This window comes from Arthrobacter sp. N1, assembly GCF_048288285.1.
Taxonomy (GTDB): Bacteria; Actinomycetota; Actinomycetes; order Actinomycetales; family Micrococcaceae; genus Arthrobacter_D.
Window position 1 is genome coordinate 1,673,871 of record NZ_CP102608.1, and the last position, 22,749, is coordinate 1,696,619.

General features: G+C 61.9%; 24 protein-coding genes. 10 read left to right on the top strand and 14 right to left on the bottom strand.

Annotated elements, in window-relative coordinates; translation table 11 throughout:
- The first annotated feature begins 7 nt into the window (after window positions 1-7).
- The 3 genes from NVV32_RS07515 (at window position 8) to NVV32_RS07525 (ending at window position 3,390) form a co-directional block, all read left to right on the top strand.
- Window positions 8-1,357 carry a DUF2254 domain-containing protein gene (locus NVV32_RS07515; RefSeq protein WP_422391891.1) on the top strand — a complete coding sequence of 450 codons (1,350 nt, stop codon included), beginning with the start codon at window positions 8-10 and terminating at the stop codon, window positions 1,355-1,357.
- A 568-nt stretch (window positions 1,358-1,925) separates the two neighbouring features.
- On the top strand, window positions 1,926-2,585 hold the full coding sequence (locus NVV32_RS07520; protein ID WP_422391892.1) for an amino acid permease: 660 nt from the start codon (window positions 1,926-1,928) through the stop codon (window positions 2,583-2,585).
- Window positions 2,586-2,841: 256 nt separating this feature from the next.
- Entirely contained in the window at window positions 2,842-3,390 is a 549-nt protein-coding gene (locus tag NVV32_RS07525) for a MarR family winged helix-turn-helix transcriptional regulator (protein WP_422392018.1), read from the top strand.
- 892 nt (window positions 3,391-4,282) lie between these two features.
- Here the strand turns inward: NVV32_RS07525 and NVV32_RS07530 are convergent.
- From NVV32_RS07530 to NVV32_RS07545, 4 genes are all read right to left on the bottom strand, one after another.
- Window positions 4,283-4,756, bottom strand: a complete 474-nt coding sequence (locus NVV32_RS07530; protein ID WP_422391893.1) for a MarR family winged helix-turn-helix transcriptional regulator — start codon at window positions 4,754-4,756, stop codon at window positions 4,283-4,285.
- Entirely contained in the window at window positions 4,753-5,595 is an 843-nt protein-coding gene (locus NVV32_RS07535) for a phosphatase PAP2 family protein (RefSeq protein ID WP_422391894.1), read from the bottom strand. The genes NVV32_RS07530 and NVV32_RS07535 overlap by 4 nt, the downstream gene beginning before the upstream one ends.
- Before the next feature lie 98 nt (window positions 5,596-5,693).
- Window positions 5,694-6,857, bottom strand: a complete 1,164-nt coding sequence (locus NVV32_RS07540; protein ID WP_422391895.1) for an AI-2E family transporter — start codon at window positions 6,855-6,857, stop codon at window positions 5,694-5,696.
- A 74-nt stretch (window positions 6,858-6,931) separates the two neighbouring features.
- On the bottom strand, window positions 6,932-8,173 hold the full coding sequence (locus NVV32_RS07545) for a DUF368 domain-containing protein (protein WP_422391896.1): 1,242 nt from the start codon (window positions 8,171-8,173) through the stop codon (window positions 6,932-6,934).
- 116 nt (window positions 8,174-8,289) lie between these two features.
- Between NVV32_RS07545 and NVV32_RS07550 the strand changes: the two genes are divergently transcribed.
- A complete protein-coding gene (locus tag NVV32_RS07550; RefSeq protein WP_104121794.1) occupies window positions 8,290-8,466 on the top strand; it encodes a CsbD family protein in 177 nt (58 codons plus the stop codon).
- Window positions 8,467-8,830: 364 nt separating this feature from the next.
- Here the strand turns inward: NVV32_RS07550 and NVV32_RS07555 are convergent, their stop codons facing one another.
- Window positions 8,831-9,388 carry a hypothetical protein gene (locus tag NVV32_RS07555; RefSeq protein WP_422391897.1) on the bottom strand — a complete coding sequence of 186 codons (558 nt, stop codon included), beginning with the start codon at window positions 9,386-9,388 and terminating at the stop codon, window positions 8,831-8,833.
- A gap of 65 nt (window positions 9,389-9,453) precedes the next feature.
- On the opposite strand from NVV32_RS07555, the gene NVV32_RS07560 reads away from it, so the two are divergent.
- The gene (locus NVV32_RS07560; protein ID WP_422391898.1) at window positions 9,454-10,050 is read left to right on the top strand and encodes a TetR/AcrR family transcriptional regulator; all 597 of its coding nucleotides are present in this window, start codon (window positions 9,454-9,456) and stop codon (window positions 10,048-10,050) included.
- Between the two features lie 100 nt (window positions 10,051-10,150).
- Here the strand turns inward: NVV32_RS07560 and NVV32_RS07565 are convergent, their stop codons facing one another.
- The 3 genes from NVV32_RS07565 to NVV32_RS07575 form a co-directional block, all read right to left on the bottom strand.
- On the bottom strand, window positions 10,151-10,699 hold the full coding sequence (locus NVV32_RS07565) for a hypothetical protein (RefSeq protein WP_422391899.1): 549 nt from the start codon (window positions 10,697-10,699) through the stop codon (window positions 10,151-10,153).
- An 11-nt stretch (window positions 10,700-10,710) separates the two neighbouring features.
- The gene (locus tag NVV32_RS07570; RefSeq protein WP_422391900.1) at window positions 10,711-11,079 is read right to left on the bottom strand and encodes an SdpI family protein; all 369 of its coding nucleotides are present in this window, start codon (window positions 11,077-11,079) and stop codon (window positions 10,711-10,713) included.
- Window positions 11,080-11,164: 85 nt separating this feature from the next.
- A complete protein-coding gene (locus NVV32_RS07575; RefSeq protein ID WP_422391901.1) occupies window positions 11,165-11,731 on the bottom strand; it encodes a TetR/AcrR family transcriptional regulator in 567 nt (188 codons plus the stop codon).
- 53 nt (window positions 11,732-11,784) lie between these two features.
- Here NVV32_RS07575 and NVV32_RS07580 point away from each other — a divergent pair, with 53 nt between their 5' ends.
- Window positions 11,785-12,501, top strand: a complete 717-nt coding sequence (locus tag NVV32_RS07580; protein ID WP_422391902.1) for a DUF998 domain-containing protein — start codon at window positions 11,785-11,787, stop codon at window positions 12,499-12,501.
- 1,115 nt (window positions 12,502-13,616) lie between these two features.
- Here NVV32_RS07580 and NVV32_RS07585 read toward each other — a convergent pair.
- The 3 genes from NVV32_RS07585 to NVV32_RS07595 form a co-directional block, all read right to left on the bottom strand.
- On the bottom strand, window positions 13,617-13,892 hold the full coding sequence (locus NVV32_RS07585; RefSeq protein ID WP_422391903.1) for a hypothetical protein: 276 nt from the start codon (window positions 13,890-13,892) through the stop codon (window positions 13,617-13,619).
- Window positions 13,893-14,002: 110 nt separating this feature from the next.
- Entirely contained in the window at window positions 14,003-14,389 is a 387-nt protein-coding gene (locus tag NVV32_RS07590; RefSeq protein WP_422391904.1) for a hypothetical protein, read from the bottom strand.
- 895 nt (window positions 14,390-15,284) lie between these two features.
- Window positions 15,285-16,055: a MerR family transcriptional regulator gene (locus NVV32_RS07595; RefSeq protein ID WP_422391905.1), complete on the bottom strand. Its 771-nt coding sequence runs from the start codon at window positions 16,053-16,055 to the stop codon at window positions 15,285-15,287.
- 54 nt (window positions 16,056-16,109) lie between these two features.
- On the opposite strand from NVV32_RS07595, the gene NVV32_RS07600 reads away from it, so the two are divergent.
- The 3 genes from NVV32_RS07600 (at window position 16,110) to NVV32_RS07610 (ending at window position 18,703) form a co-directional block, all read left to right on the top strand.
- The gene (locus NVV32_RS07600) at window positions 16,110-16,691 is read left to right on the top strand and encodes a HEAT repeat domain-containing protein (protein ID WP_422391906.1); all 582 of its coding nucleotides are present in this window, start codon (window positions 16,110-16,112) and stop codon (window positions 16,689-16,691) included.
- A 369-nt stretch (window positions 16,692-17,060) separates the two neighbouring features.
- Window positions 17,061-17,669 carry a hypothetical protein gene (locus NVV32_RS07605; protein ID WP_422391907.1) on the top strand — a complete coding sequence of 203 codons (609 nt, stop codon included), beginning with the start codon at window positions 17,061-17,063 and terminating at the stop codon, window positions 17,667-17,669.
- A gap of 302 nt (window positions 17,670-17,971) precedes the next feature.
- The gene (locus tag NVV32_RS07610) at window positions 17,972-18,703 is read left to right on the top strand and encodes a DNA/RNA non-specific endonuclease (RefSeq protein ID WP_422391908.1); all 732 of its coding nucleotides are present in this window, start codon (window positions 17,972-17,974) and stop codon (window positions 18,701-18,703) included.
- 236 nt (window positions 18,704-18,939) lie between these two features.
- Here the strand turns inward: NVV32_RS07610 and NVV32_RS07615 are convergent, their stop codons facing one another.
- Window positions 18,940-19,140 (bottom strand): hypothetical protein, encoded by a 201-nt coding sequence (locus NVV32_RS07615; protein ID WP_422391909.1) that lies wholly within the window; start codon window positions 19,138-19,140, stop codon window positions 18,940-18,942.
- A gap of 395 nt (window positions 19,141-19,535) precedes the next feature.
- Here NVV32_RS07615 and NVV32_RS07620 point away from each other — a divergent pair, with 395 nt between their 5' ends.
- On the top strand, window positions 19,536-19,802 hold the full coding sequence (locus NVV32_RS07620) for a hypothetical protein (RefSeq protein ID WP_422391910.1): 267 nt from the start codon (window positions 19,536-19,538) through the stop codon (window positions 19,800-19,802).
- Between the two features lie 77 nt (window positions 19,803-19,879).
- On the opposite strand, the gene NVV32_RS07625 is transcribed toward NVV32_RS07620, so the two are convergent.
- Together NVV32_RS07625 and NVV32_RS07630 are read right to left on the bottom strand one after the other, a co-directional pair.
- Window positions 19,880-21,202 (bottom strand): tail fiber protein, encoded by a 1,323-nt coding sequence (locus tag NVV32_RS07625; RefSeq protein WP_422391875.1) that lies wholly within the window; start codon window positions 21,200-21,202, stop codon window positions 19,880-19,882.
- Window positions 21,203-21,831: 629 nt separating this feature from the next.
- Entirely contained in the window at window positions 21,832-22,272 is a 441-nt protein-coding gene (locus tag NVV32_RS07630) for an SRPBCC family protein (protein ID WP_422391911.1), read from the bottom strand.
- Window positions 22,273-22,749 lie beyond the last annotated feature (477 nt).

Below are 22,749 nucleotides of genomic sequence, written 5' to 3' on the forward strand. Positions count from 1 at the left end.
AGCAGTCATGGCCGAATTCGACTCGGCGCTGGATCCAGCACTGGTACGTGATTCCCTCCGCAGCCAGCTCTGGCCGGTACCCCTCGCGGCTGTTGTTGTAGCAATCCTTCTGGGGCAGTTCCTCCCGGTCGTTGACCGCAGGCTCGACGATGACCTGCCGGCCTGGCTGACGGGTGTTCTGTTCAGCGGCGGCCCTGAAGCGGCACGCTCACTGCTGGAAACGATCGCGAGTTCCATGGTCACGGTCACGTCCCTGACGTTCTCCCTGACCGTCGTCACCCTGCAACTGGCCAGCAGCCAGTTCTCCCCACGCCTGCTCCGGACGTTCACCAGGGACCGGTTCGTCCACAACACCCTCGCCCTGTTCCTGGCAACCTTCGTCTTCGCTCTGACCGTACTGCGCAGCATTCGCGTCGAGACCAGTTCCGGTCCCGCGTTCGTTCCCGAACTCGCCGTCACAGCCGCATTCGTGCTCGTAATAGCCAGCGTCATCGGCCTCGTTCTCTTCCTCGCCCACCTCTCCCGACAAATCCGCGTCGAAACCATGCTCCGCGACGTGCACCACGAGACCAATCAAACCCTCGACAAGCTCTTCCCACCCGATGAACCGGCCAGAGAAAAAACCTGCGTCCCACGAACGCCGGCTGCAGTCATCACGACGCGGTCCTCTGGTTTCCTGATCCGGGTCGACCCCGACAAGGCCGTTGCAGCAGCAACCCGGGCAGAAGCCTTCGTCAGCATTGACGTCGCACCAGGAACATCCCTGATCAGCGGCATCCCGGTCGCCCGAGCATGGTCGCTCACTGGTTCCATTCTGGAAGGAGACCGGCTGAGCGACCTGGAAAAGCAACTCGACAGTGCCCTGCATACAGGGTTCGAACGCACCTCAACCCAGGACGCGGGCTTCGGACTGCAGCAACTCCTCGACGTCGCGAACAAGGCCCTGTCTCCCGGGGTGAACGACCCCACGACCGCCGTGCACGCCATCAGCCACATCTCCGCAGTCCTGTGTACCCTCGTTAGCCGTCCCACCGGACCTCGAACCCTGCACGATTCCGACGGATCCGCGCGGCTCACCCTCACCTACCCGACCTTCATCCAACTGCTCGAGCTCGCTGTCGACCAACTGCTCACATACGCGTTTACCGACCCGAGAGCTGCGCGCCGCACCATAGCGATGCTCCAAGAGATAGCCCTGACCGCGCACACCGCACCTAAACCATTCACGGCCCGCAGATCCGTCCAATCACACATCCGCCGTGTGCGTTCCGCGATCGACGCCAGCCCCCTGGACTCCGACATTCGCGCGCGGCTGCACCACGAGTTACTGCATCTCGAAAACGAGCTGCGAGTCTGACCTGACGAAACAAGTCACATCCCGCGGCAGGGATTCTCACCAAGCACGCACAATCGGGCCCGCTCGTCCCCAGTTCCCTGTCTGCCCGAAGCGCTGTGAAAATCACCGACCAATCTTGACCCCAGCGATAGGACATCGTGACGCACAGGCGCCCATACTGAGTGCACCCTGCAGCGTCCCGACTCCGTGTCGCGGACTCAGCCGGACACACCGACGAGACTCGTGCACAGACGTGGGACTCTCCTCAATGGTCAAGCAGCCGGCTGTTGGGGACAGACTAACGAGTCCGCCCGTCACCCATGGCTCACCCACAGATGGACGGCTTTAAGCTCCACCCTTCGGGGTCCACCCGCCCACGGTAATAGTGGAAACTGATCGCGGGACCGGTGTGGCTCTCCGCCCACATGACGTGGCTCTTGGGCTACTGTCCGTCACTTGACCTGTCCGCTGGCCCCGCGATCGCTTCACGCGCCGGTGGGTATGGCCTGATAGGAGCCTGACCAGATCCCCTTACCGTATTGCCTACCCGTTCTGGCGCGTGGAGATTCACCTCCATCGAAAGGCAGACATGTCAGAGTCAGAAGCTCAGGAAAAGCGCGTCGTCGTCGGCATCGACACGCACGCTGATACGCATCACGTCGCCGTCGTAACCGAGTACGGGAAACCGCGAGGTGATCGTGAATTTCCGACGACGTCAGCGCGCTACCGGGACATTGTGACCGCAAGCGGCGCTGGGATCCCGCCCTGGCTGTTCGGTCTGATCGCGCTCATCGCGATCGCCAACGGCGCGCTGCTGTTCATGGTGATGGCCAGCCGCGTCGGATACGGCCTGGCCGAAGCCGGACTCCTTCCCCGGGCCTTCGGCCGGGTACTTCCGAAACGGCGCACACCATGGGTCTCGATCCTCGTCGTCGCCGGGTTGACGATTGTGCTCACCCTCGTCGGGAACGTGTCCACCCTCGCGGAAACCACGGTGCTGCTGCTCCTGCTGGTGTTCCTGTCCGCCAACATCAGTGTGCTCGTCCTGAAGAAGGACAAGGTCGGGCATGACCACTTCACCGTGCCGCGGATCGTACCGATTCTGGCCATGATCGCCAGCATCGCACTGCTGACCCAGCAGACCGGCGTCGTATGGCTCGGCGCCATCGCCTACATCGTGGTCGGGTCACTGCTGTTCCTCGCCGCCCGCGCCGGCCGGTCGAGAGAAGAACGTGTCGCGGCGAAATAATCCATCAACCGACTGCTGAACCTAAGCACGAGCCAGCACCGTACTCACGACAGGTACCAACGGTTGGTATCAACGACTGATACCAACCGGCGATATCCGACCAGTCCGCCCAACCTGCTCACCAGCCACGCCTGAACCTGTCATCGACACGGCCGAGGGTAATAGGCAGGATCGAGCAACAGGCGAGATCGCGGTCCGCTCAATAGATCAGGTGGCTCCCGACGAGGGCTCATGAAGACTTCCGTAAGTGGACGAAATGACAGACTCTGACGTCAACTCCGCCGCCACCACCACCACCGCTAAAGCTAAAGCTGAAGCCCACGCTGGCGTTGACGCAGGTGGGAGAAGGACTAGCACCCAGGGCGGCAGCCAGGCAACCATTGCAAAGGCCCTTGAGGCGCTCGACGAGCAGGTCGCGGCTCTTCTCGCCTCGCACCGTGCCTGGTTCCGACGGCACGACACACAGGATCAGGGGCTGAATGCCTCGGAGTACGCGTTCCTCTACGTGATCCATCAGCACACCTCACTCCGACCCAGAGACCCCGATCTGTCCCTGCACTTCTCATCCGCCACTATCAGCCAACATGCCATCCGATTGGAGCGACAAGGCCTGCTTGCCCGCACCCCTGATCCCCACGATGGTCGCGGACGAGTACTAACCCTCACCCCGCTCGGCGCCGAGCGACTAGCTCACATGCGCAGCAGCTACACGGTGTTCCTCAAGAACGCCCTCTCTTCATGGCCAACCTCAGACATCCACAGGGTTGGACACTTCCTCGCACTCATGGACACGCCAACGAAATGAACCGCTGTCCATCCCACCCGGAACGCATCCTCGCAGCCTGTCGAAAGAGCATGCTCACCACGAAAACTTTGCCATGATCACGTCGCGGGCCATACGGGGACCACTAGGTTCACCAGCGTGCTGGCCCTTACTTTATGCGGCGGCTTTTTCCGCGCACTCCGTTGGTGAAAGCGCCACAGCCTCAATCAGGAGGTCATCTTCGTCGTACCATTGGCCCTCCAGCAGGTGATCATCGCCTCACCCCCCGCTGACGAATCAAGAGTGCCGTCGAAGCGCGCCGTCCTGACTCACAAACCCCGGATACGAGCACTTCTGAGACGAAACGCGTCGAGACGAGTTTCCGAGACAAGAGTAAGACCGGCATTGAGGGGGAGTGGTCGCGCAGCGTTCGACTGGTTCAGACGTCTTATAAACCTTTAGGTTTCTAAGGCACTCTTCTGCGGTCCGGAGTCGGGGTGGAGTGGGCTGGCACCTCTTATAGGGGGAGGATTTGCGCGGTTCTACGGATGTGTACAGGCTGGATGTATGGGTGAGCAGGAGAGCGAGGTCCGGGCTGGCGGTGATGCGGTCGGGCGCCACTTGGTGGGCGCGTTGGCCTGGCTGGCAGTTGCAGGGTCGTGGCTATGGGCAGCGATCATCAGTGATGGAATCGCCGGACCGTACTTCTTTCTTCACCTCAGCGCGGTGTGTTTGTGCATGGCTGCGGCTGCCCACAGCTGGATGTCGTTTCGCGGCCAGGCCCTGAAGGCAAGTCGCCGGCATCGCCGCCCGTAGCGGAACCAGAGGACTTCTCGCCAGCATCGAGTCCGATCATCATGATGAGTGCCGGACTCCGCGTTCTGGCTGGCGAATACCTTCCTCGCGTTGATGCGGAACAGACCGCTGTTTTGTCTTACTGTGGCGGGCGAATCTGGTCGAGGATTTTGGTGCTGATGCGCTCGAGATCTGATACGTCCTGGTTATCGAGAGCGTCGAAGACCACGGCCCGCACCTGTCTCACATGGTTCTCGGCGAGGGACACGACAGTGTCGAAGCCGACGTCTGTCAGCACGGCCATGCCACGGTTTCCTCTGCTGTCTCTCTGTCCGTCGGCATCAACGGCGCTGCGGGTGATCCATCCGCGTTTTTGGAGTTTGCGAATGACATGACCGAGGCGGGATAGGGAGCATGACAGAGTTCCGGCGAGTTCCTTTAAGGTCATCCGCGTCCTTTCGGCTTCGGACAATATCGCCAGTACGTAGTAGTCGAACATGGTGATTCGTGCCGCGTGGAATAGGGGTGAGCTCAGCCGCGGCGGGACGTTCAGGGTTACCGCCTGAAGGATCAGCCATGTCCTTCGCTCCTGCTCGGAGAAGGTTTGATTCACTCGTCGTTTTCCTCATTTGCCGTGGTCCGACGATCCCCAGAGAGAAGTTTGGAGGTGAGGTAGAGGCGGTGGGTGGTGATGACGATGGTGAGCCAGATTGCGCCCAGCGCCCAGGCCATGAGGACGTCGGTGAGCCAGTGATGGCCGAGATACACACGGCTGATACCCATGGTGACCGCGAAACCGATGGCGATGACCGCTGTCCATGCCACGGTTCGTTGTGTCCGTCGGCGGAGCATCAGCAGGTAGGCGATGATGCCGGCCAGGACCAGTGAGTTCAGTGCGTGGCCGCTGGGGAAAGAGTCGGAGTATTCGTACGGGGGGATGGCATTGCTCAGGGGTGGTCGGGCGCGTCCGATGAACTGTTTGCTGACGACGGTGATGAGAACGGACCCGGCAGCGGCGAGGACGATCAGTACCACGGGGGTCCAGGATCGTCGCCGGATGGCCAGCACAATCATGATCGTGCCGGCCAGGGCGGTCATGCCGGTGGGCCCGCCGATCGTCGTGTACGCGGTGAGGGCTTCATCGACAGGAGGCGACCGTATCGCCATCGCCGCTTGGAGTGCTGGCGTGTCGAGGAGCTGGGCGCCGTCTCCTTCCACGGTCGCCTCGTACAGTTCGGTGGCGCCGGTCGCAGTTCCTAGGGTCAGCAGAACCCCGGTAAGGAGCACGACGGCGAAGGTCACCACGGCGCCAATGCGCGAGCTCAGTCGAAATAGGAGGGCGACGAAGCGCTGCATGAGCAGGGTGTGCCAATGCGTCAGGTCGTAGCTCAGTAGGAACCTGTCCGAAGGAATACTTCGTTTCGCTCTCGTCAGTGGTGCGTGCTCACTCATCGTGGCTCCATCCTTCGTAAGTACCCGGCTCGAAGAGTCCCGATCTGCTGGGGCCCTCCCCAGGGCAACTCGATTCGGCCGGTATCAATGGGTGTCTCTCACGAGCGAGAGTCCGGTGCAGGGTGTGGGCGTTCCGTCGTGGAAGGGATGTTGGCTTCTGTTTCGGTCCTGATGAGTTCCTCGCCGGTGTCCGTGTGCGGGGCTGCGGCGGGTTCGAGCATTTGTTCCCGCGCGTACTGGAAGGCCGTCATGCCGACGGCGATGACCGGGGTCGCGAGGAACGCCCCGATGAGACCGAAGAGAGAACCACCAGCCGTCACCGCGGTGAGCACGACGGCCGGGTGGAGTTTGAGGGATTTGCCGACGAGGATCGGTTGCAGGACGTTGCCCTCCAGTTGTTGCACGAGCAGCACGATGCCCAGCACGATCAGCGCTGTGACCCACCCGTCGGCCAGGAGCGCGACGAGGGTGGCGAGGAAGCCCGATCCGACGGCCCCGATGACGGGGAGGAATCCTCCGAAGAAGACCAGGACCGCTAGTGGGAGGGCCAGCGGTACGCCGAGTATCCAGAGGCCGACACCAATACAGACGGCGTCCACGAGTGCCACGGCTGCCTGTGAGGAGACGTAGGCGGAGAGGGTCTTCCAGCTTCTCGATGAGATCTCGGCGGTGTGCACGAAGACCGTGCCGGTCGTCCAGCGCAGGAGCCATGCGGAGAACCGGTCGCCGTCCTTCAGACAGAAAAACGTCAGGACGAGGGTCAGCAGGATCGTTACGGTGACGGACCCGATCGTGCCGAGACCGGAGGACACCCGGGAGAGGATCTCGCCGACGTTCTCCTGCAGCCAGGACAGACCGGAGGTCAGTAGTTCGTCGATGTCCGGTGCATCGAAGGGGAGGGACTCGACGAACTCGCCCAGGTTCCTGACGTTATCCACGGCCTGGCTGGACAGGTCCTTCACACCATCGACAGAGAGCGCTGCCGCGCTCCAGCCCACACCGATCATGCCCACGAGCAGACCGATGATGGTCAGTGCCGCGGAGGCAGCAGCGGGCATGAACCGCCGCAGGAGCCTGTTGGCGGGCCAGAGGATGGAGGACAACAGAAGGGCCAGGATCAACGGCAGGACGATGACCCACAGGGCGGACAGGAGGTAGAACAGGCCCACCACCACGGCAGCGACGATCAGGAGTCGGCCGAGAATTGTTGTCGCGGTCGTCAGCGTCTCGAGGAACGCGCCGCGGCGGACCCGCTGCAGCATCGCCCGCGAAGGTGTTGATCCGTGTCCTCGCGTTTCGGGGCGCTGCTGATCCTGGGAGGTATTGGCGTGCTCGGTCATGTAGTCCCTGTCCCTTGTGCGGTTGTTGCAGCGCTGACCGATTTCCGGCGGTCCCATGCCCAGAGCAGGAGGACGAATCCTGCGCCTACGGTGAAGGCGGCCAGGGCGCCGGTCCACTCCCCGGCCGGGGGAGTCTGGAGCGCACTGTCGTCCTGCCACGGCCAGAGGGCGCGGAGGGACCCGAGGATCAGGCCCGTCGCGACGAGCAGAACCGCCCGTCGATGCGCGCGCAGCAGATACGCCAGAAGCTGCACCACGGACACCAGGCCGAGAACCGCTCCGGCGACGAACGGAGCGAGGTAACTCATGTCCCTGGTGCTGACCGCCTCGAGGGTCGGCTCATACAAACCGAGGGTGAGCAGGACGAAGGACCCTGACAAGCCGGGAAGGGCCAGTGCGCAGACAGCAGCAGCGCCGCTGAGGACGATCACCCACACCGGCGGGTGTCCGATGGTGAGGGTGGGCAGCCCGAGCACGACGAACGCCACGGCAGCGACCCCGAGGATGACCACCAGCGCAATCAGGTCTGATCGGGCCGGTCGGGCTGATCGGGTCGAGAGTGGGGGTGTGGCGTCCCGGGCCATACTGATCGGCACCAGCAGACTCGCGGTCACCATGCCCAGGAACAGAGCGCTGGAGACCACAAATTGTGTCTCCACAAACGTGTGCAGGGGAGTCGCCAGGGTGAACAGGGCGGCGAACATGCCCACGATCAGCGGAAGGATCAACAACCACTCGACGGCCGCGAACGAGGCCGAAGCACTGGTTCGAGCACGATGCTTCACACTGTTCGTACTGGCTGTGGTCCTGGTGGTGGTCTTGGTTGTTGCTCTGCGGGGGAGGAGCCCAGTGATGCCGCGCAGGAGGTGGTGCGCCGAGAGGACGAGTCGGTCGTAGATTCCGAGTACGAGAGCGACTGTGCCGCCGGAGACACCGGGAACAAGCTCGACCAGACCGATCAACGCACCGCGAAGGGCATGGGCCAAACCAGTCTTGGCCACTCCAAAAATAGAGGGTAAAGCGGCGGAAGGGGCCTTTAGGGTCTGGTTTCGTGGAGCATCAGCGCGGGTTGGTGGGCCATGAGGTTGCGGGGAGGAAGAAATCACCGTTTCAACGCTAACGATCCGGTTGCGGTCGTCTCTGCCCACGGGGTGGTTCGAGATAGGTCCGATGCAGAATCGATGACTGCCCGTGACCAAAGCGGGCCTTTCGTGTGTCGTCCACCACGTCCATAGCACGAGTCAGATTCTCCCGAGGGCGTCCGCAACGCCTTCAGGAATCTCTCCTAGGATCAGGAGCGGTCGGTCACCGTCCGACCGCACCATCAAGCACGCCGATCAGAAGGAGAATGACCATGGGTCTGGATGACAAGATCAGCAACGCCGCGCAGAAGCTCGGCGGACAGGGCAAGGAAGCCGCCGGTCACGCGACCGGCGACGAGAGCCTGAAGGCCGAGGGTCAGGGCGACCAGGCCAAGGGTGACCTCAAGCAGGCTGGCGAAAAGATCAAGGACGTCTTCAAGAAAGACTGATCCTCTTACCGTCGTCGGTAAGTGAGCCTGTGACGTGAGGGGAGCACTCCTTCGTGGAGAGTTCCCCTCTGGCGCCCGGGCTTTCAGCGAAGTGGTTTGGTCTTCGACGGTGTGGCTTGAGGCTCCTCGGGCCAGCTGTCACTCGCAACCGCCCTACGGAAGGGTCGGGCACGGGAGGGCTTAGAGGAGGGGCCGCAGGGGTACGAGGACGGTTTCGGCGCAGCGGGCTGCGGGGTGACGCTTGGTCCACTCATCCAGTTCCACCCTGGTGGAGTTGTCCCGGCCGATCGCGAACATGGCACGACCACCTTTGATAACAGCCGTGTTCGACTCGATCATGCGGCTGTCGGTGAGCGGTTGGTGATCAAGGCGTTGGAAGGCTCCGGGGGATTGATGGAAATGGTCTGCGCGGCCAGATGGTGTAGCTCAGAGCCCAGATGAATTCGGCGGCCACGATTATTCCGAGGATGCCATTCCATCCCGTGAGCGCTCCGGTGCGGCCCGGATCGTCGATCCACCAGGTGATGACTGCAAGTATTCCTGCGGCGATCACTGCAGAGCCGACTGTGCGTAGGAAGTCGCCCCAGCACCGCTGCGTGTACTGCGCACCGGAAAGCTTCACTGGTGCCGGTCCGTCGGCGAACCGGTGGGCGAATCGTGTGTCGGCCCAAGTGATCATCCGGTGGCCGTAGGTGATGGAGAACCCGATGTAGAGGGCGGCTAGACCGTGGTGCCAGGAAGCCGTGGCGCCGGTGGACAGGTGCAGGGCGACTGTCACGAGCAACACCACATCGATCAGCGGAGCGCAGAGGAGCAAGGCGGCACTGAGTCGTCTGGATCCGAGGATGTATCGGGCTGCGAGTCCACAAAGGATGGCGACCCAGAACCCAATCTCGCACGCGATGATGATCCCCAGGATCATGGATCCTCCCTTAGTAGCACGACTGTGCCACGAAGTTATCATACGGTCGTGCCAGAATCGTGGTCATGCCCAAGTTGATTGACAAGCAGGCCCGGGAAAGGCTGATTGGTGAAGCCGCCTGGCGGGTCGTCGTGCGCGACGGGATCACGAGTCTCTCCGTCCGCAATGTCGCCGTGGAGGCCGGGATTGCCGCCGGCTCCCTGCGGTATGTCTTCCCGACGCAGGAGGTCCTGCGCGTCTACGTGCTGGACCTGGTCCGTCAGCGTGTGCTGGACCGGATCGTCGCAATGAAACCTTCGGTATCGCCGCGTCAGACGGTGGAGAACTACTTCTCCCAGCTCCTACCACTGGATGCCGAGCGGCGCGTAGAGATGGAAGTCTTCCTCTCGGTAGGGGTGCTCGCCTTCACAGATCCAGTACTGCAGCCCGCCTACGATCGAGCGCACCAGGACCTGCGGGCAGGATGCTACAGATTCCTCGAGTTGTTGAGCGAGGACCCAAGCTATGGCGGGCTCAACCCAACCGCCGAGACAGCCCGTACTCACGCCGTCATCGACGGGCTGGCACTTCACCTCATCAGGCAGCGTAAGGACGAGGACACAAGCTGGGTATCGAACGAACTCTCCCGTCATCTCGACTCCCTTGCCATAGCCGCCGAATAAACCCTATGGAGGCCCGCCACCACGCAACCGTGCTAAGCCTGCTCCCTCCCAAGATGCAAAGCGAAAGGACCGTTATCGAGCCGTCCCAGTGACGGATCGCCTAGCGCTCAAGGTGGTTGCTGCGGGTGGGCCCATGCGTGAGTCTGAAGCGAACGAGGCGCTGGATCATGATCGGATAGATATGCAGGATTGCTCCGACGAGCAGGATCTGCAGGGCGCCCACGGGGTGGGACGTCACCACGGCAAGAAGGACGAGGAGCCCTGTGGCGGCGAGGCCGAGAAGGTGACCAGTTTCGGACTGTTCAGTCCCTCGACGAAAGCCGCTTGTGCCCGGCTCTTCATTCTCCGTCTGACGCATGTTCTTGATGACCCGGTTCCAGCCGACGAGGTCGAGGGTACGCCGGAACGCTTCGGCGCCCAGCAGCTTATAGATCCGTGGTTCGAGCGATCTGACCTGGTAGCGGGAGCGCGCAACGTCGACCAGTGACGGACCGATCAGCAGCGCCATGAAGAGAAACCCGCCCTGGACGATGACCGCGTAGACGACGTGGTCGGGCCCGATAGCGAACCAGCCGGCACCAGCTAGTCCGACACCGACCAGCAGGCCCGCAACAACTGGTGTAGGTGATGTGTCTTGTTCAGCGCCCACTGTTCTGGGCTCTACTCGGTCGCCGTGCGTGCGGCGGCATTAGCCAGTGCAGTCGAGCGGAAGAGAACGACGGTCTGCGCGATGAGCGCCGCGAACGCGATCAGCGGTCCTGTTTGTCCACCAACAAGGACCTGTGCGGTCAGGGCCGTAATCATTCCGATGCCGGCGACTGGCATCATCTTCCTCAACGCTGGAAGAGCGGCCCTGTGCCCGGCTGCCCAGGCTTCATCGGATGCCTGGGTGTGCCTGGTGCGGATTCCGGCTGCTGCGTTGCGGCTGATCAGGCCCTCAGCTGCCTGACGGGTGACGAACAGGCAGATAGCGGGTAGGAACACCAGGGTGAGAAGCAGGATGGTCAGAGCGACATACTCTTCAAACATCAGAGACCAGCAGCGACGAAAGCATCGTTGTCATGCTCTCGAGTCTATCCAGCTCCATTGGACAGACGTCCTGTAGACCAATCGCTTAGCGGGACGAAGGATCGAGTCTGTTGAGGTATCTGTCGATGAGTTGCTGGGCTCGGGTTGGCGTCATGCGGTCGGTTTCGGTTGCCCTAGCAATGGCGATGCCATCAAGTAGTGCCATTAGCATGGCGGCGTCATCATCTCCAAGGGATGGATTCCATCGCTGGAGCAGAGTTGTCAGGCCCTCTTCCATGAGGCGCCAGGATGACTGATGAGCGTCGGCTACTGCGCTGCTTGTTGTTGCCTTCGCAGCGTAGGCCAACCAGATGACTGAAGCGGTACGGGACTCGTCATCTAAGCCACCGAGGATCCTGCACACCGCATCCAGGTTCTGGCGTGCTGACGCCTCCGGCGTCAGCGCGGCGCTCACCCTCTCGATGAAGTTTCTGGAGACCTCGTCCATGGCCGCCATGATCAAATCGTCCTTGGTCCTGTGGTGATGCTGGACTGCACCTATAGAGAGACCGGCGGCTGCGGCGACGTTACGGATCGTCACGTCCTCAATGCCCCTCTCGATCAGGATGTCCTGCACGGCCGTCAGGATGCGCTGAGCGCCAGCGGAGGTCATGAGCCGAGGCTACCCCCAATCAGAACAATACGATCGTATTGTATGCTCGTGGCATGACACGAACTCGTCTGGGTGCCACGCTGTGGATTCTTTGCCTCCTGACCTTCCCGGCCCAGGCATTCGCAGCCGCTCAGTGGCCTAACCAGTATTCCTGGTCATCGAACTTCATCAGCGATCTGGGCGTGACCGAGTGCGGAATCTACGACGCCGGTACCCGCGTCGAACGGTACATCTGTTCACCCGCACACCTCCTAGCCAATGGCGCGACAGTAGCCAATGGCATCTTGTTGACCGTAGGCGCGATTCTTTTCTGGTCCATATGGCCGAGACGACGGACCGGGCAGGCAGCGATGGCCTTCCTCGCTTTGGGCGGTCTACTTGTGGCGGCAGTCGGTCTCCTGCCCTGGGACCTGCAGCCCGCAGCTCACGACAATGCGGCCCTCGCCCAAGCCGTGCTCCAATGGGTGGGAATGCTCGTCCTCGCGGCCGCACTCAAAGGCAGCACCGCAGCACGCTGGGCACGTGTTCTGACCCTGGCCAGTGTCGGGCTCTCACTCGCTGGATTCGTTCTATTCATCGACGCGATCAGCGGCCGGCCATCAATACCACTGGGGCTCGGCACAACCGAACGCTTCGCCTTCGACACCCTCACGATATGGGGTGCCGCGCTGGGCCTGATCCTGCTCACGACACGACACAGCAAACATCACGCCAGCTCAGGCCACAACGAAAAGCCGGACCACGCCATGCCAACATCACCAGTCGTGTAGGTCAGCAACACCAGCTTTTCCAGCCGATGGGCCAGCGGGACGTTGCCTGGAAGGGGTCACGGATCTTTGCGGTGTAAAGATGTGGTCATGACGTCCCAGGAGAAGCGATTCATGTGGGTATTGGTCTGCGGAGTCGCTGCGCTGTTCCTCTTCGTGGGAAGCGGTTCCCTCGCGTATGTCTTTGACTCCTCACCTGAGATGTCCTGCACGGTTCAGCAGCGGGACGCCGCTAAGGACTGCTGAGCGGGCATTGCCGTCTGCGGACCGATCCTGCTGCAAACAGTGGGGCATGCACGGCTCAGTTTTTGTACCTGTCGGAGCAAAGGATGCGCCTTTGTGGCACGGTGAACATAGTTTGCTGCGATGAAGATGGGGGACGTGATGGGTGCACTACGATGGTTCGGTTTGCTTCTCGCTGGGATGGTGCTGATCTATTCCGTCATAGGGGGGGTGCGGGGTTCGGGTCCTCTATGGGCGACCGCTGCGGCAATGGTCATTGTTTTCGGAGGCATTATTTGGACTGCTCGTCAGGATCGGTCCCGCCCCGGACCGCCGCCGCAGAGCCCAGAACCATGAGTGGTGCGTACACCGGGACTCAAGCGCAACGGCAATAGGTGGACGACTTTGAGCTCTATCCTTCGGGCTCCACTTGCTCACAGGTGGATGACCTGGTGATCACCCGACACATAAGTAGGGTCCCTGCCGGTGCCGGTGCCGGTGCCGGTGCCGGTGCCGGTACCTGTGCCTCGTAGCGTGATCGGCGTCGTGGTTCCAGTCCTGACGTCACCGGACCTGCCGTCCTCGATCAGCTAGGCAGGTAGCAGAAAAGGGCCCTCCTGCGTAAGCGGGAAGGGCCCTTTCCATGCGCTCGTCCGACTAGGGATGTCGACAAGAACACAAACCAGCGTAAGTGCCGGTATAGCGTGCATGCTGGAGCGACGCGCGCCCTTCCGCTGATTACCCGACTGACCGTAACCCTGACCGTGACCCTGACCCTTGTGGCCGTGGTGATGACTTGGGTTGTTATTGGACGGACGCGAGGTCCCTCGCGAACGACGATGACGTGAAGTTGCAGCGCGTCGCTATCCGCTCATTCGCGGCAGTGTCGGCTTCCGTTATCGGGGCGTTCGTGGTCGGGAGTGACGGCGGATGAGATCGTTGATCGCGAGTGTCGCGATGATGATGGAGATCGCTACGGCTGCCAGGCCGACGTAGAGTCCGGTCAGCATCATGAGGGGCGAGCTCGCTTCGGCCAGGAACCCGATTCCGTTGATCGCCCCAACAACCCAGAGCGCGGCAGTGGCGAGCAGTGCGGAGATTGACGGCAGATCCCCCCGGTGCTCGCGTAACCAATGCGTCGTGCGTGCCTCTTGTGCCCCCATGAGTGCCATGCTCCAAGTCTCCGGTGACAACATCACAAGGAGGCTGACGACACGTACCGGAATGGTCACAGTCCGGTAGGAGAAGACCACAACCTGCGGCTGACCCGGTCTAACGGTCTTCACTGGATGTCGAGGCAGTCATTGATGATCCACCAGACCCCGTCGAGGGTGTACCCGCGGTCTTGGTCCTGGCTGAGCGTGTGCGCCCGGACTGCTCGCATGGCGATGCCTGCGTGCGCCCAATCATCGATGGTGGCATGCCGATCATCGACGTACCGGTTCCACAGGTCATCGTGCTGCTCTTTGGGTAGTCGCACCATCGCACCGTAGGGTCCCCGGAAATCATCGACCGGGCCCTCGAACCGGACGGTCGCGAAACCCAGCCGGGCTTCGGCCGAGAGCAGCCTCAGGCCGCTCAGGCTCGGACAACGCACGAACGCCCGCTCGATCGCCGGCACATACTCCTCAGACTGTGGTGGTGCACTATGTCCCTTCACGTTCCCCATGACAGTAAGTTTCCCACCCCCGTCGCCCGGCACCCCAGATACAGGAGTACCTGCGCGAAGGTCCAGATCGGCGTCCTTCCCCCAGGCGGCGCTTCATCCTCGACATTGCTGCACGAGCCCCTGGTACGAGCTTGTGCTGGGTGCACGTGGTCAGGAGGCCGGCCGATCAGAGTTCGCGCTGTAGAGGGGGCGCGGGGGCTTCGGCAGACGTCGTCGTACATCTCGTTGACGGATTGCCAGAGCATGACGCGGGTGAGGAACGAATTCGCCGTGAGCGGCACAATCCACGTCACAACCACGCGATGAAAAGACGGGGTGTAGATCCCGCTAAATCTACAGATCTACAAAACAAGGTTTGTTGGACGCCCTTGCACATGTACGAGTGCTCACGCGCCCCGCAGGGTGGGGCTCACCCACAGGTGGACGGCTTTGAGCTCCACCCTTCGGGCTCCACCCGCCCACAAGTGGATGACCCATCACCAGTCTCCAGCGCCTTCGAAAGCCTCATCGGCCATTCGGATCAACCAGATCGCGCTGTTCACGACCACGCTGGTAGGAGGCTGTGCACGCCTACCTCTCGCTCGAGGTGATCTATTTCGTGTCGGTGAGGTGGTGGGTGTGTGCAGGCGGGCTATCGGTTCCTGCTGTCCAGGTGTGTGCGGGACAAGCAGCGGAGCGTGGGGAGCTTGTGCCGTGCACAAGACGCTCCTATAAGAGTCAAACCAAGGCGGGTGGCATCAGTCATTGTTGCGGTTGACCCGCTGGCACTGGGCAGTTGTCCGGCTGTTTGCGTAACTGCTCGAGGTCGCCTGCCTGGATTTAGAGCGGCCGATGACGGTCATTCGCTGCGTCCGTCGACACGGCGATGCATCGCGTTCGTGCTCGCATTCTGTGTTCAAGCGACCTGGTGGTTGAGGTGGTGAACTGCGTAAGCGCGGATGGCAGTTGCTACCCAGGGGGGAAGATCAGAATCCTCAGCTGCGAGGGCGTCTCGTTGTTCGGGATCGGTCTCGATCAGGTCAGCGAGGGCGTAGTAGGCGGCTGCGTCGACGGGCCATACGGCCCGTATCGCTGCGTAATGCTCTGCGATGAGGTCAAGCGCTGCAGGTGATGTGGGATCGACACCCGTTCGACGGGCCTCGGACAGACGGGCATAGAGCTCTTGCCCATCGGCTGCTGCTTGGTCGTAGTCGCTCCTCGTCCACTGTGCTGTGCGAATGGTTACGGCTTCCACGCTGGCGCCGGCAGCCGCTCCGAATCGTTCCTGGAGAGTGGCGGCGAGGTTCGCACGTTTCTCGTCCAGGCCGCGGAAGAAGTCCTCATCGGCGAGACGGTCATTGCGTTCCAGGTCGTCCACGGTGTGCATGATGGTGGCAGCGATCCGGTCGAGGCGATCACGTTCGGCGGTAATGAGCGTCAAGTGGCGGCGCAACGCGGACGCTTCGTCGTCATCGCCGGCGATAATGGCCTTGATCTGGGTGAGCGGAATGTCGAGCTCGCGCAGCAACAGGATGCGCTGTAGTCGGCGCAGCTGGTGACGCCCGTACCAGCGGTACCCGTTGGATGACACAGCGGCAGGGATGAGTAACCCGATGTCGTCGTAGTGCCGCAGAGTCCTGGCTGAGACGCCTGCCATCTTCGCGACCTGACTGATCGAGTACCGCATACCTCGACGGTAGCGGTTTGACTCTCTCGTAATGGCAACTTCTAGCGTTGCCCCATGGAATCAGCACAGCCTGTCATTGAACCCACCAACATCGAATTCACCGGCGAACCCCGGGTCGACGGGGCCCTTCGGCGGCTCGTGGATCCAGACCGGGACGTACGTCAAGCCGCAGCCCTTGATCTCGGCACGATCGCCGCCCCAGCCGCAGCGCAGGCACTGGTAGCAAGGCTGGGGCGTGAGCAGGACTTCTTCATACGCGACACCCTTTCCTGGGCACTCACCCGCATCCCCAACGCCGCCACGCCCCTTCTGCTCGACTCGCTCACCGGAACGGACACTGCCAGCCGTGTGCAGGTACTTCATGTCCTGAGTAAGATCGCCGACCCTGCCACCACGAGAGCCATCGTGGCGCTGACAGCAGACACGGACTCCGCCGTGGCCTCCAAAGCCAGATGGGCGCTCACCCGCATCGGGGACCCCACAGTAGTTCCCGCCCTGGCGGTGCACTTGGGAATCGGTGGGGAACGCCTGGTCACCCAAGGGCTTTCCGTACTCGGTGACGACGGCGACGTGATGGGTATCAGCGTGTGTGTCGATTCCAACGACAATGCGCTGTTCCTGCAGCTCAGGGTCTGACATGTCTGCCTTTCGTTGGAGGTAGGTCTCCACGTAGCCGGACCGGGCAGGCAATACGGTAAGGGGATCTGGTCAGGCTCCTATGAGGCCATACCCGGCGGCACGTGAAGCGATCGCGGACCGGTGGACAAGTCTTGTGAAAGACAGCAACCCCGAAGGGCCGCGTCAGGTGGTCAGAGAGCCACACCGGAACCGCGATCAGTTTTCACTATTACCGTGGTCAGGAGGCGCGCCAACTCCTTCACCCCTGTCGACCAGCCCCGACCGATTGAGCACCGGCGGGTTTTGCTAGCCAGCTGTTTCCCCAAAGGAAGTGAAGGACTCCTCGTACAGTGGCGTGAGGGGCGACAGAGGAGACACGAGGTCGGCATGACGTATCGGGAACGCTGGATCAGAGCGATCACACGCACGCCCAAGAAGCTGTTCGGCGGGGGACACGAATGGACGTATGCCCTCATGGACGGACATGGTACGGAGCGTCGAATGGTGGGCACGCGCGAGCTGTTGAGCCGGCTGGTGGAGGACACGAGGTTCCCAGGCAACGACGCGTACAACGCCCTGAGTCTGGCCCAGAAGGCGTTCCTCGCGGGTAATAGGAGCTGGGTCGGCTATCCGTCAGGGTCCGAGGTGGAAGACCCGCTGGCGACGAACCTGCACGCAGTGAGTCTGGACATGCTGGCCTTCGGCTCCCTGTTGAGGGTGCGGCGTCTTCCAGCTCTGGCGCAGCAGTACGAGGCGATGGCGCTGGATATGCGGGCGGACCCCACCGAAGCTGAGGTCGAGGCGGCGCGCGCATGGGTCGGACCGACTTTGCGGGGCGGAGCCGGGAGCCTCAACGACGCCTACGTGCAACATCACGGCACGGTGGACGAGTACCTCGACGACTGGTTCGAGGCGATCAAGCTCAGGCTCTGGGACTTCTCCAGCGGCGGCAAACGCTTCCATGACGATGCTCCTGAGCATGGCATTATGTCCTAGCCATCGGTTCGACACTTGGAGAAAGACCCAGCGGTTGGTCGAAGCCGGTCAACGGTCTCGAGGTGCCCTATCAATTCACTCAACCAGGGTCGGTAGCGCTGCGTATGGGTACACCCAGCGCAACAGCGCAGATCGGCTCGTATCGTGTTGTTCTTGGGTCCTTCTGCGGCTTCTGCAACAGAATTGTTCAAGGGTCTGGACGTTGTGCAACGTCTGTGAGCTGCCTTGTGGTGCGCGAAGGTGCCGGTTCTACTCCTGGTTGGATCGTTCACCGTGGCACTTGCCGCTGGTAGCTTCACCGGATGGACGCCACCCTGCCTACACCTGAAATCGGGCACACTGCCACGGCTGCGAGTCTCGCCGGCCGTGAGGGGTTCGACGAGCAGTTCCTCGGCATCCCGGTACCCGTGCCGGCCCTGCCGGGGGTCGAAACTGTCCTCCTCCCGTACACGCACTTCTCGGTGCTGATGCGCCCGGACAAGCGCCTGGCCGCGATCACAGCTCTCGGGATCGACGGGGCGAAGCTCATGGACCTCGACCGGTCCGGCATCGACTGGCGGTTGGATCCGCGGCTACCCGAGGATCAGCAGACGGGGGAGCGAGTCTACGCGCGCAACGACATCGACCGCGGACACCTCGTCCGGCGAGCCTCAGCGGTGTGGGGTGATACCCGGGCCGAGGCTGCGACCGCGAACGAGGACACGTTCCACTACACCAACGCTGCCCCGCAGGCCGCGAAGTTCAACCAGGGACTCGAGCTCTGGTTGGGCTTGGAGTCGTACCTGCTGGAGAACGCGGCCGACAACGGACGGCGCCTGATCGTGTTCACGGGCCCGATCTTCAGCGACGTCGACCCCGTGTACCGGGGCGTTGAAATCCCTCTGCGATACTTCAAGGTCGCCGTGTTCCTTCACGAAGGCGCGTTGGCTGCGACCGGGTACGTCGTGGACCAGACCCCGCAGCTCGCTGACCTCGACGACGTGTCGAAGCCCGGTGCTGTCGGGGATGCTGTTGGAGATGACGCACCCCGTTAGGGCCGTTCCGAACGTTTCAGGTGCCGGTCCGCGACATTGCCGCGCTAACCCAGCTGGACCTCGAGCAGCTGGTTGGGGTTGATCGGATGCCGATCGCCGTAGCCCTACCCAGCGCACGCGTCACTTCCCCCTGGCGGGAGCTCTCGAACCCGGAATGCCTCGACCTCGGCTTCGACCTCAGAGGCTGACTTCGATTTGAAGCTGTCTTGCTTGTTGAGGAGAGCGGGACTATTCCGTCACTTCACCGAGCGGAGGAAGTGTGCGAGGTCCTGGGGTTCGTTTCCGGTGATGCGGTAGACGTCGCGGGTGACCGGGGTTAGTTCGTTCGCGGCGATAGCTGTGTAGGTGGAGACCCAGGCGTCGTACTTCCACTGGGGTGCGTCCCACGCTCGACGGGAAGCGTATGCCTCTTCGATCGTCTCGTCGTGGAAGCTCACGGGCTTATGTGTCTGTTCGGTAAGGATCGCGGCGATCTCTGAGAAAGTCAGAGCTTCGGGGCCGGTGAGGTTGTAGGTGGCGCCGGCGTGGGGTTCTGGGTTGCTGAGGACAGTGATCGCTACTCGGGCGACGTCGGCTCGGGTAACGGCGCCTCCGCTGGCTGGCATCGGAAATGCGAGCCGATAGCCCCCGGTTCGCAGTGACTGGACTGGAAATCCATGAGCGACGAGATTGAGCGCCCAAAATCTGAGGGCCCGACGGCTGATATCGGAATGATCGTCGGCGCCGGTCGGGCGACGGTGTACCGCTACCTCAGCATGGGACAAGAGAAGGTGCCTTAAGAAACTGCGTCCGCTCTCGATTCGCTGCGCCGCTAACAGTTCTGCAGGAAGCCTTGGGCCACGGGGCAGTAGGGGATGGCTGTAAGACGGCGCTGGCCGGGGAGTTCGTCGACGCTTTGCGTAGCGGCGGGGATGAGGGTCACTATGCCAAGGCTTGCGAGGCCGAAGCCGATGATGATCGAGAGGGTACTCGGGATGAGGAGGACTGTTCCCATGCCGACGAGGACGGTGATGCCGCCGAGTCGGGCGATGAGTCGTTGGCCATTCCGGTCGATCAGACGGTCGGCAAGAGTTCTAGGAGATTTTTTATACTTGCGTAGAACTCCCTACATCAGCGCCGCTCGATGGCGGGGCGGTCAGACCACCCGGCGAAGCCCTTGTGTAGGAGTTTTTGGGGCTATCCTCGTCTGGGAAAAGAGCCTTGGAAGGCCGACATTTTCACGCTGAGCCCGGGAACAGGGCTTTCCACCCTAGGAAGGGAGAAAGTCGACTTGCCGTCGCCGCCAAAAGTGGTCCCGAGTAGCGAGAACAACGCACTGTACTGCGAAATCGGCATTAGCTCGCCCCGAATGCCCGCAGAACCCTGGCCGTACCATCCCTGCGGAGCCTGGGTATCTGCCGTCGCCCAGTAGCTCACATCACCCATGGTCGTCGGGGATTGATCAGGCGTGTAGACCGACCACTGGAAGTAGCCTGACTGGCATACCTGCTGGCTCATCCCGGGAGGGGCCGGGATGGAAGGTGTAGCGAAAGTCTTGACTCCGTCTCCTCCGAAGGTAGTTCCTGCGTAGGCGAACAGGCGGGAGGTCTTCGGCAACTCCTGCCCATTGGCCAGCGCGTACCCGTACACAGGCTGCTCCTGCGCAAAGAGTTGCACCTTGCCGACGGAACATGTCGTATCAATCTCATCGTCCGGACCATCGAAGGCAGGGTCGGCGCCTTGAGTGCAGATTCGCGCCTCGATACCGGGAGCGAGATCAGGCACAGACGGCACGGCGAACGTGTCCCCGTCTCCCCCGAATCGGTTGCCCAGCACCTCGAACAGTTCGGGGTACGCCTGGACGTTGAGGGTACGACCGTCGGCAGGAACGTAGGGCAATGCCTCCGATTCGAATGGGAAGTAGTCGACCTCGCCCCTGAACAGGCAGCTCGTCTGGATTGAGGCATCGTCTATGAAGAGAGAGGCTTCCCCGAAGGTTGAGGGGATGTCGCCGACAGCCTCGTGTCCGATCACTCGCACGTTCAGGGTGAGCTGATTCGTTGCGTCCTCGAAGGCCGGTGACATCAGTTCAATGACGAGTCCGGGCTGCGACTCTCTGCCTGTGACGCTTAGGACAGCGTTGGGTGCGTCCCCTTCGAATCCGAGAGCCGCCCACTCGTTGATTAGGGTCGCTGTGTCGATGGTGCCGCCGTCGCGCACCGGCCTGTCAGAGAACCAGGTTGTCCGGTCAGAAGCGTCGGAGAGCGTGAGTGTGAAGGTGCCCTCGCCCTCTGCCTCCTCAAGCGTTCCTGATGCAGCTTGCAGCGCAAACAGCAGGTTCTCGCCCTCTGGCAGGTCGTTTGAGGCGACTCCTTCGGCAGTGGCACCGGTACTCGATGCTTCGTTGGGCGCCGCCGAGACGGCCGGGCTCTCAGCTGGGGGTGATGTTTCGGTGCTCGTGCAGGCGGCGAGGGGGGCGATGAGCGCAAGAGCAGCGGCGAGCCCGACTATTCGATTCATGGAGGCTGAGACCTTTGATGAGTGCTTACCTCGGCCACCTTCAGGCACGAGTTGCCTCAGTGTAAGCGAGTCCCCCTGCGGTCCTCAGCTTGCGACCGAGGTGCGCGAACTGTGACGCCCTCATCGCCGCGGGCCTGAGTGCTGATGGTGAATGCTGTGGCCTCGCCGCGCACATACGTTCCGAGGCCGGTGCATTTCGGCGCGCTACCCCCAGCGAACGAACCGACGCGATTGGAAGTCCAACGACCACTTCTGAGGAAGCAGCAAGCAGCACGTCGGTCGATCCGGTACCCAAGGAGATTGTGCGCAAGTGCTGTGCCGGCAAGAGCTGCGGCAACACCAACTTCTACCTCGATGAATCCGCCATCCTTGACGCGTGTCGAACGAGTGAAAGTTCCATCAACAGCGCGTCGTCCGGTTCAAGATCGAAACCTAAGGGTCTCTGAGGCGGAATACGGCAAGACAAGTTCACGAGACAGGAGGAGCCCCCCGGAATCTCGGGCGATTCATAGATCGAAGCGAATCTGCTTCAACCGTCCTACAAAGCTTTAGCTCGGAGCAGCTCGGAGCAGCTCGGAGCAGCTCGATGCAGCTCGGTGCACGGAGCGTTGCACCGGCAGAGTGGTGATTTAGGTTCGCTCAACCAGGTTCTTGATCTCGATGATTGCGTCCGACCACATACCTCGCATGTCAGCGGCCCACTCCTCGGGTACCTCGAGGTCCACGACGAGGGTCGTGACTCCGTCCGTCTCGCTGAAGGAATAGTTCTCATGCGATCCGACGGCCGGCCCTTCGAGTACGTCGACGTCGTTGTCGATCATGCCAAGATAGCGAATCGACACGAACTCGTAAGGCCGGCTCTGAACGATCTCACCGAGCAAACCACTCCTCTTACCGTCGTCGCTCGGGCCGAGAAAGCGGATCGTGTCGCCTTCGTTCCATCCACCCTCATAGGTCGAACCCTCGTGGAATGCGCCCGTCCACTCCTGATAGGTATCGAGGTCGAGCATGGTTTCCCAAACGCGCTGCGCGGAGGCGTGCACATCGACGCTGAACTGAAGATTCTCCATGAACGATGGTAGATCGTTGGTGCCGGGACGGCGCAAGATCGGGACAGCTCCGCAAATCACGAGGGCTAGCGGTCATGAGCTTTAGCCATCTGACGACAGACGATTCGCTGTCGTCGTGCCCCTGATGGCGATGTCCATCCCGGCCTGGAGTGGGGCAGATGATCGAGCATGAATGGAGGGAATTACTCATCGGTGGTGTTGTGCTGGGGCATACCCCAAGGCCACAGTGCAGGTGGGCTCAAACCGTGTTGTTCTAAGGTCCTTCTGAGGCTTTGCAACAGAGCTGATTGGGGGTCCAGGCGTTATGTAATGCCGACAGAGGGGTATGGGGCCGTCCGGGGCTACCAGGTTGGATGGACCTGCTTCGAAGGTCAGTGGTTGGTTGTTGACCTTGTTTATCGAGCAATGGGGGAGAGGCCGACATGGCAACGAGGTTTGATTGTCTGCAGGTCGTTGCAGCAGGGGCGATTGTCTGTC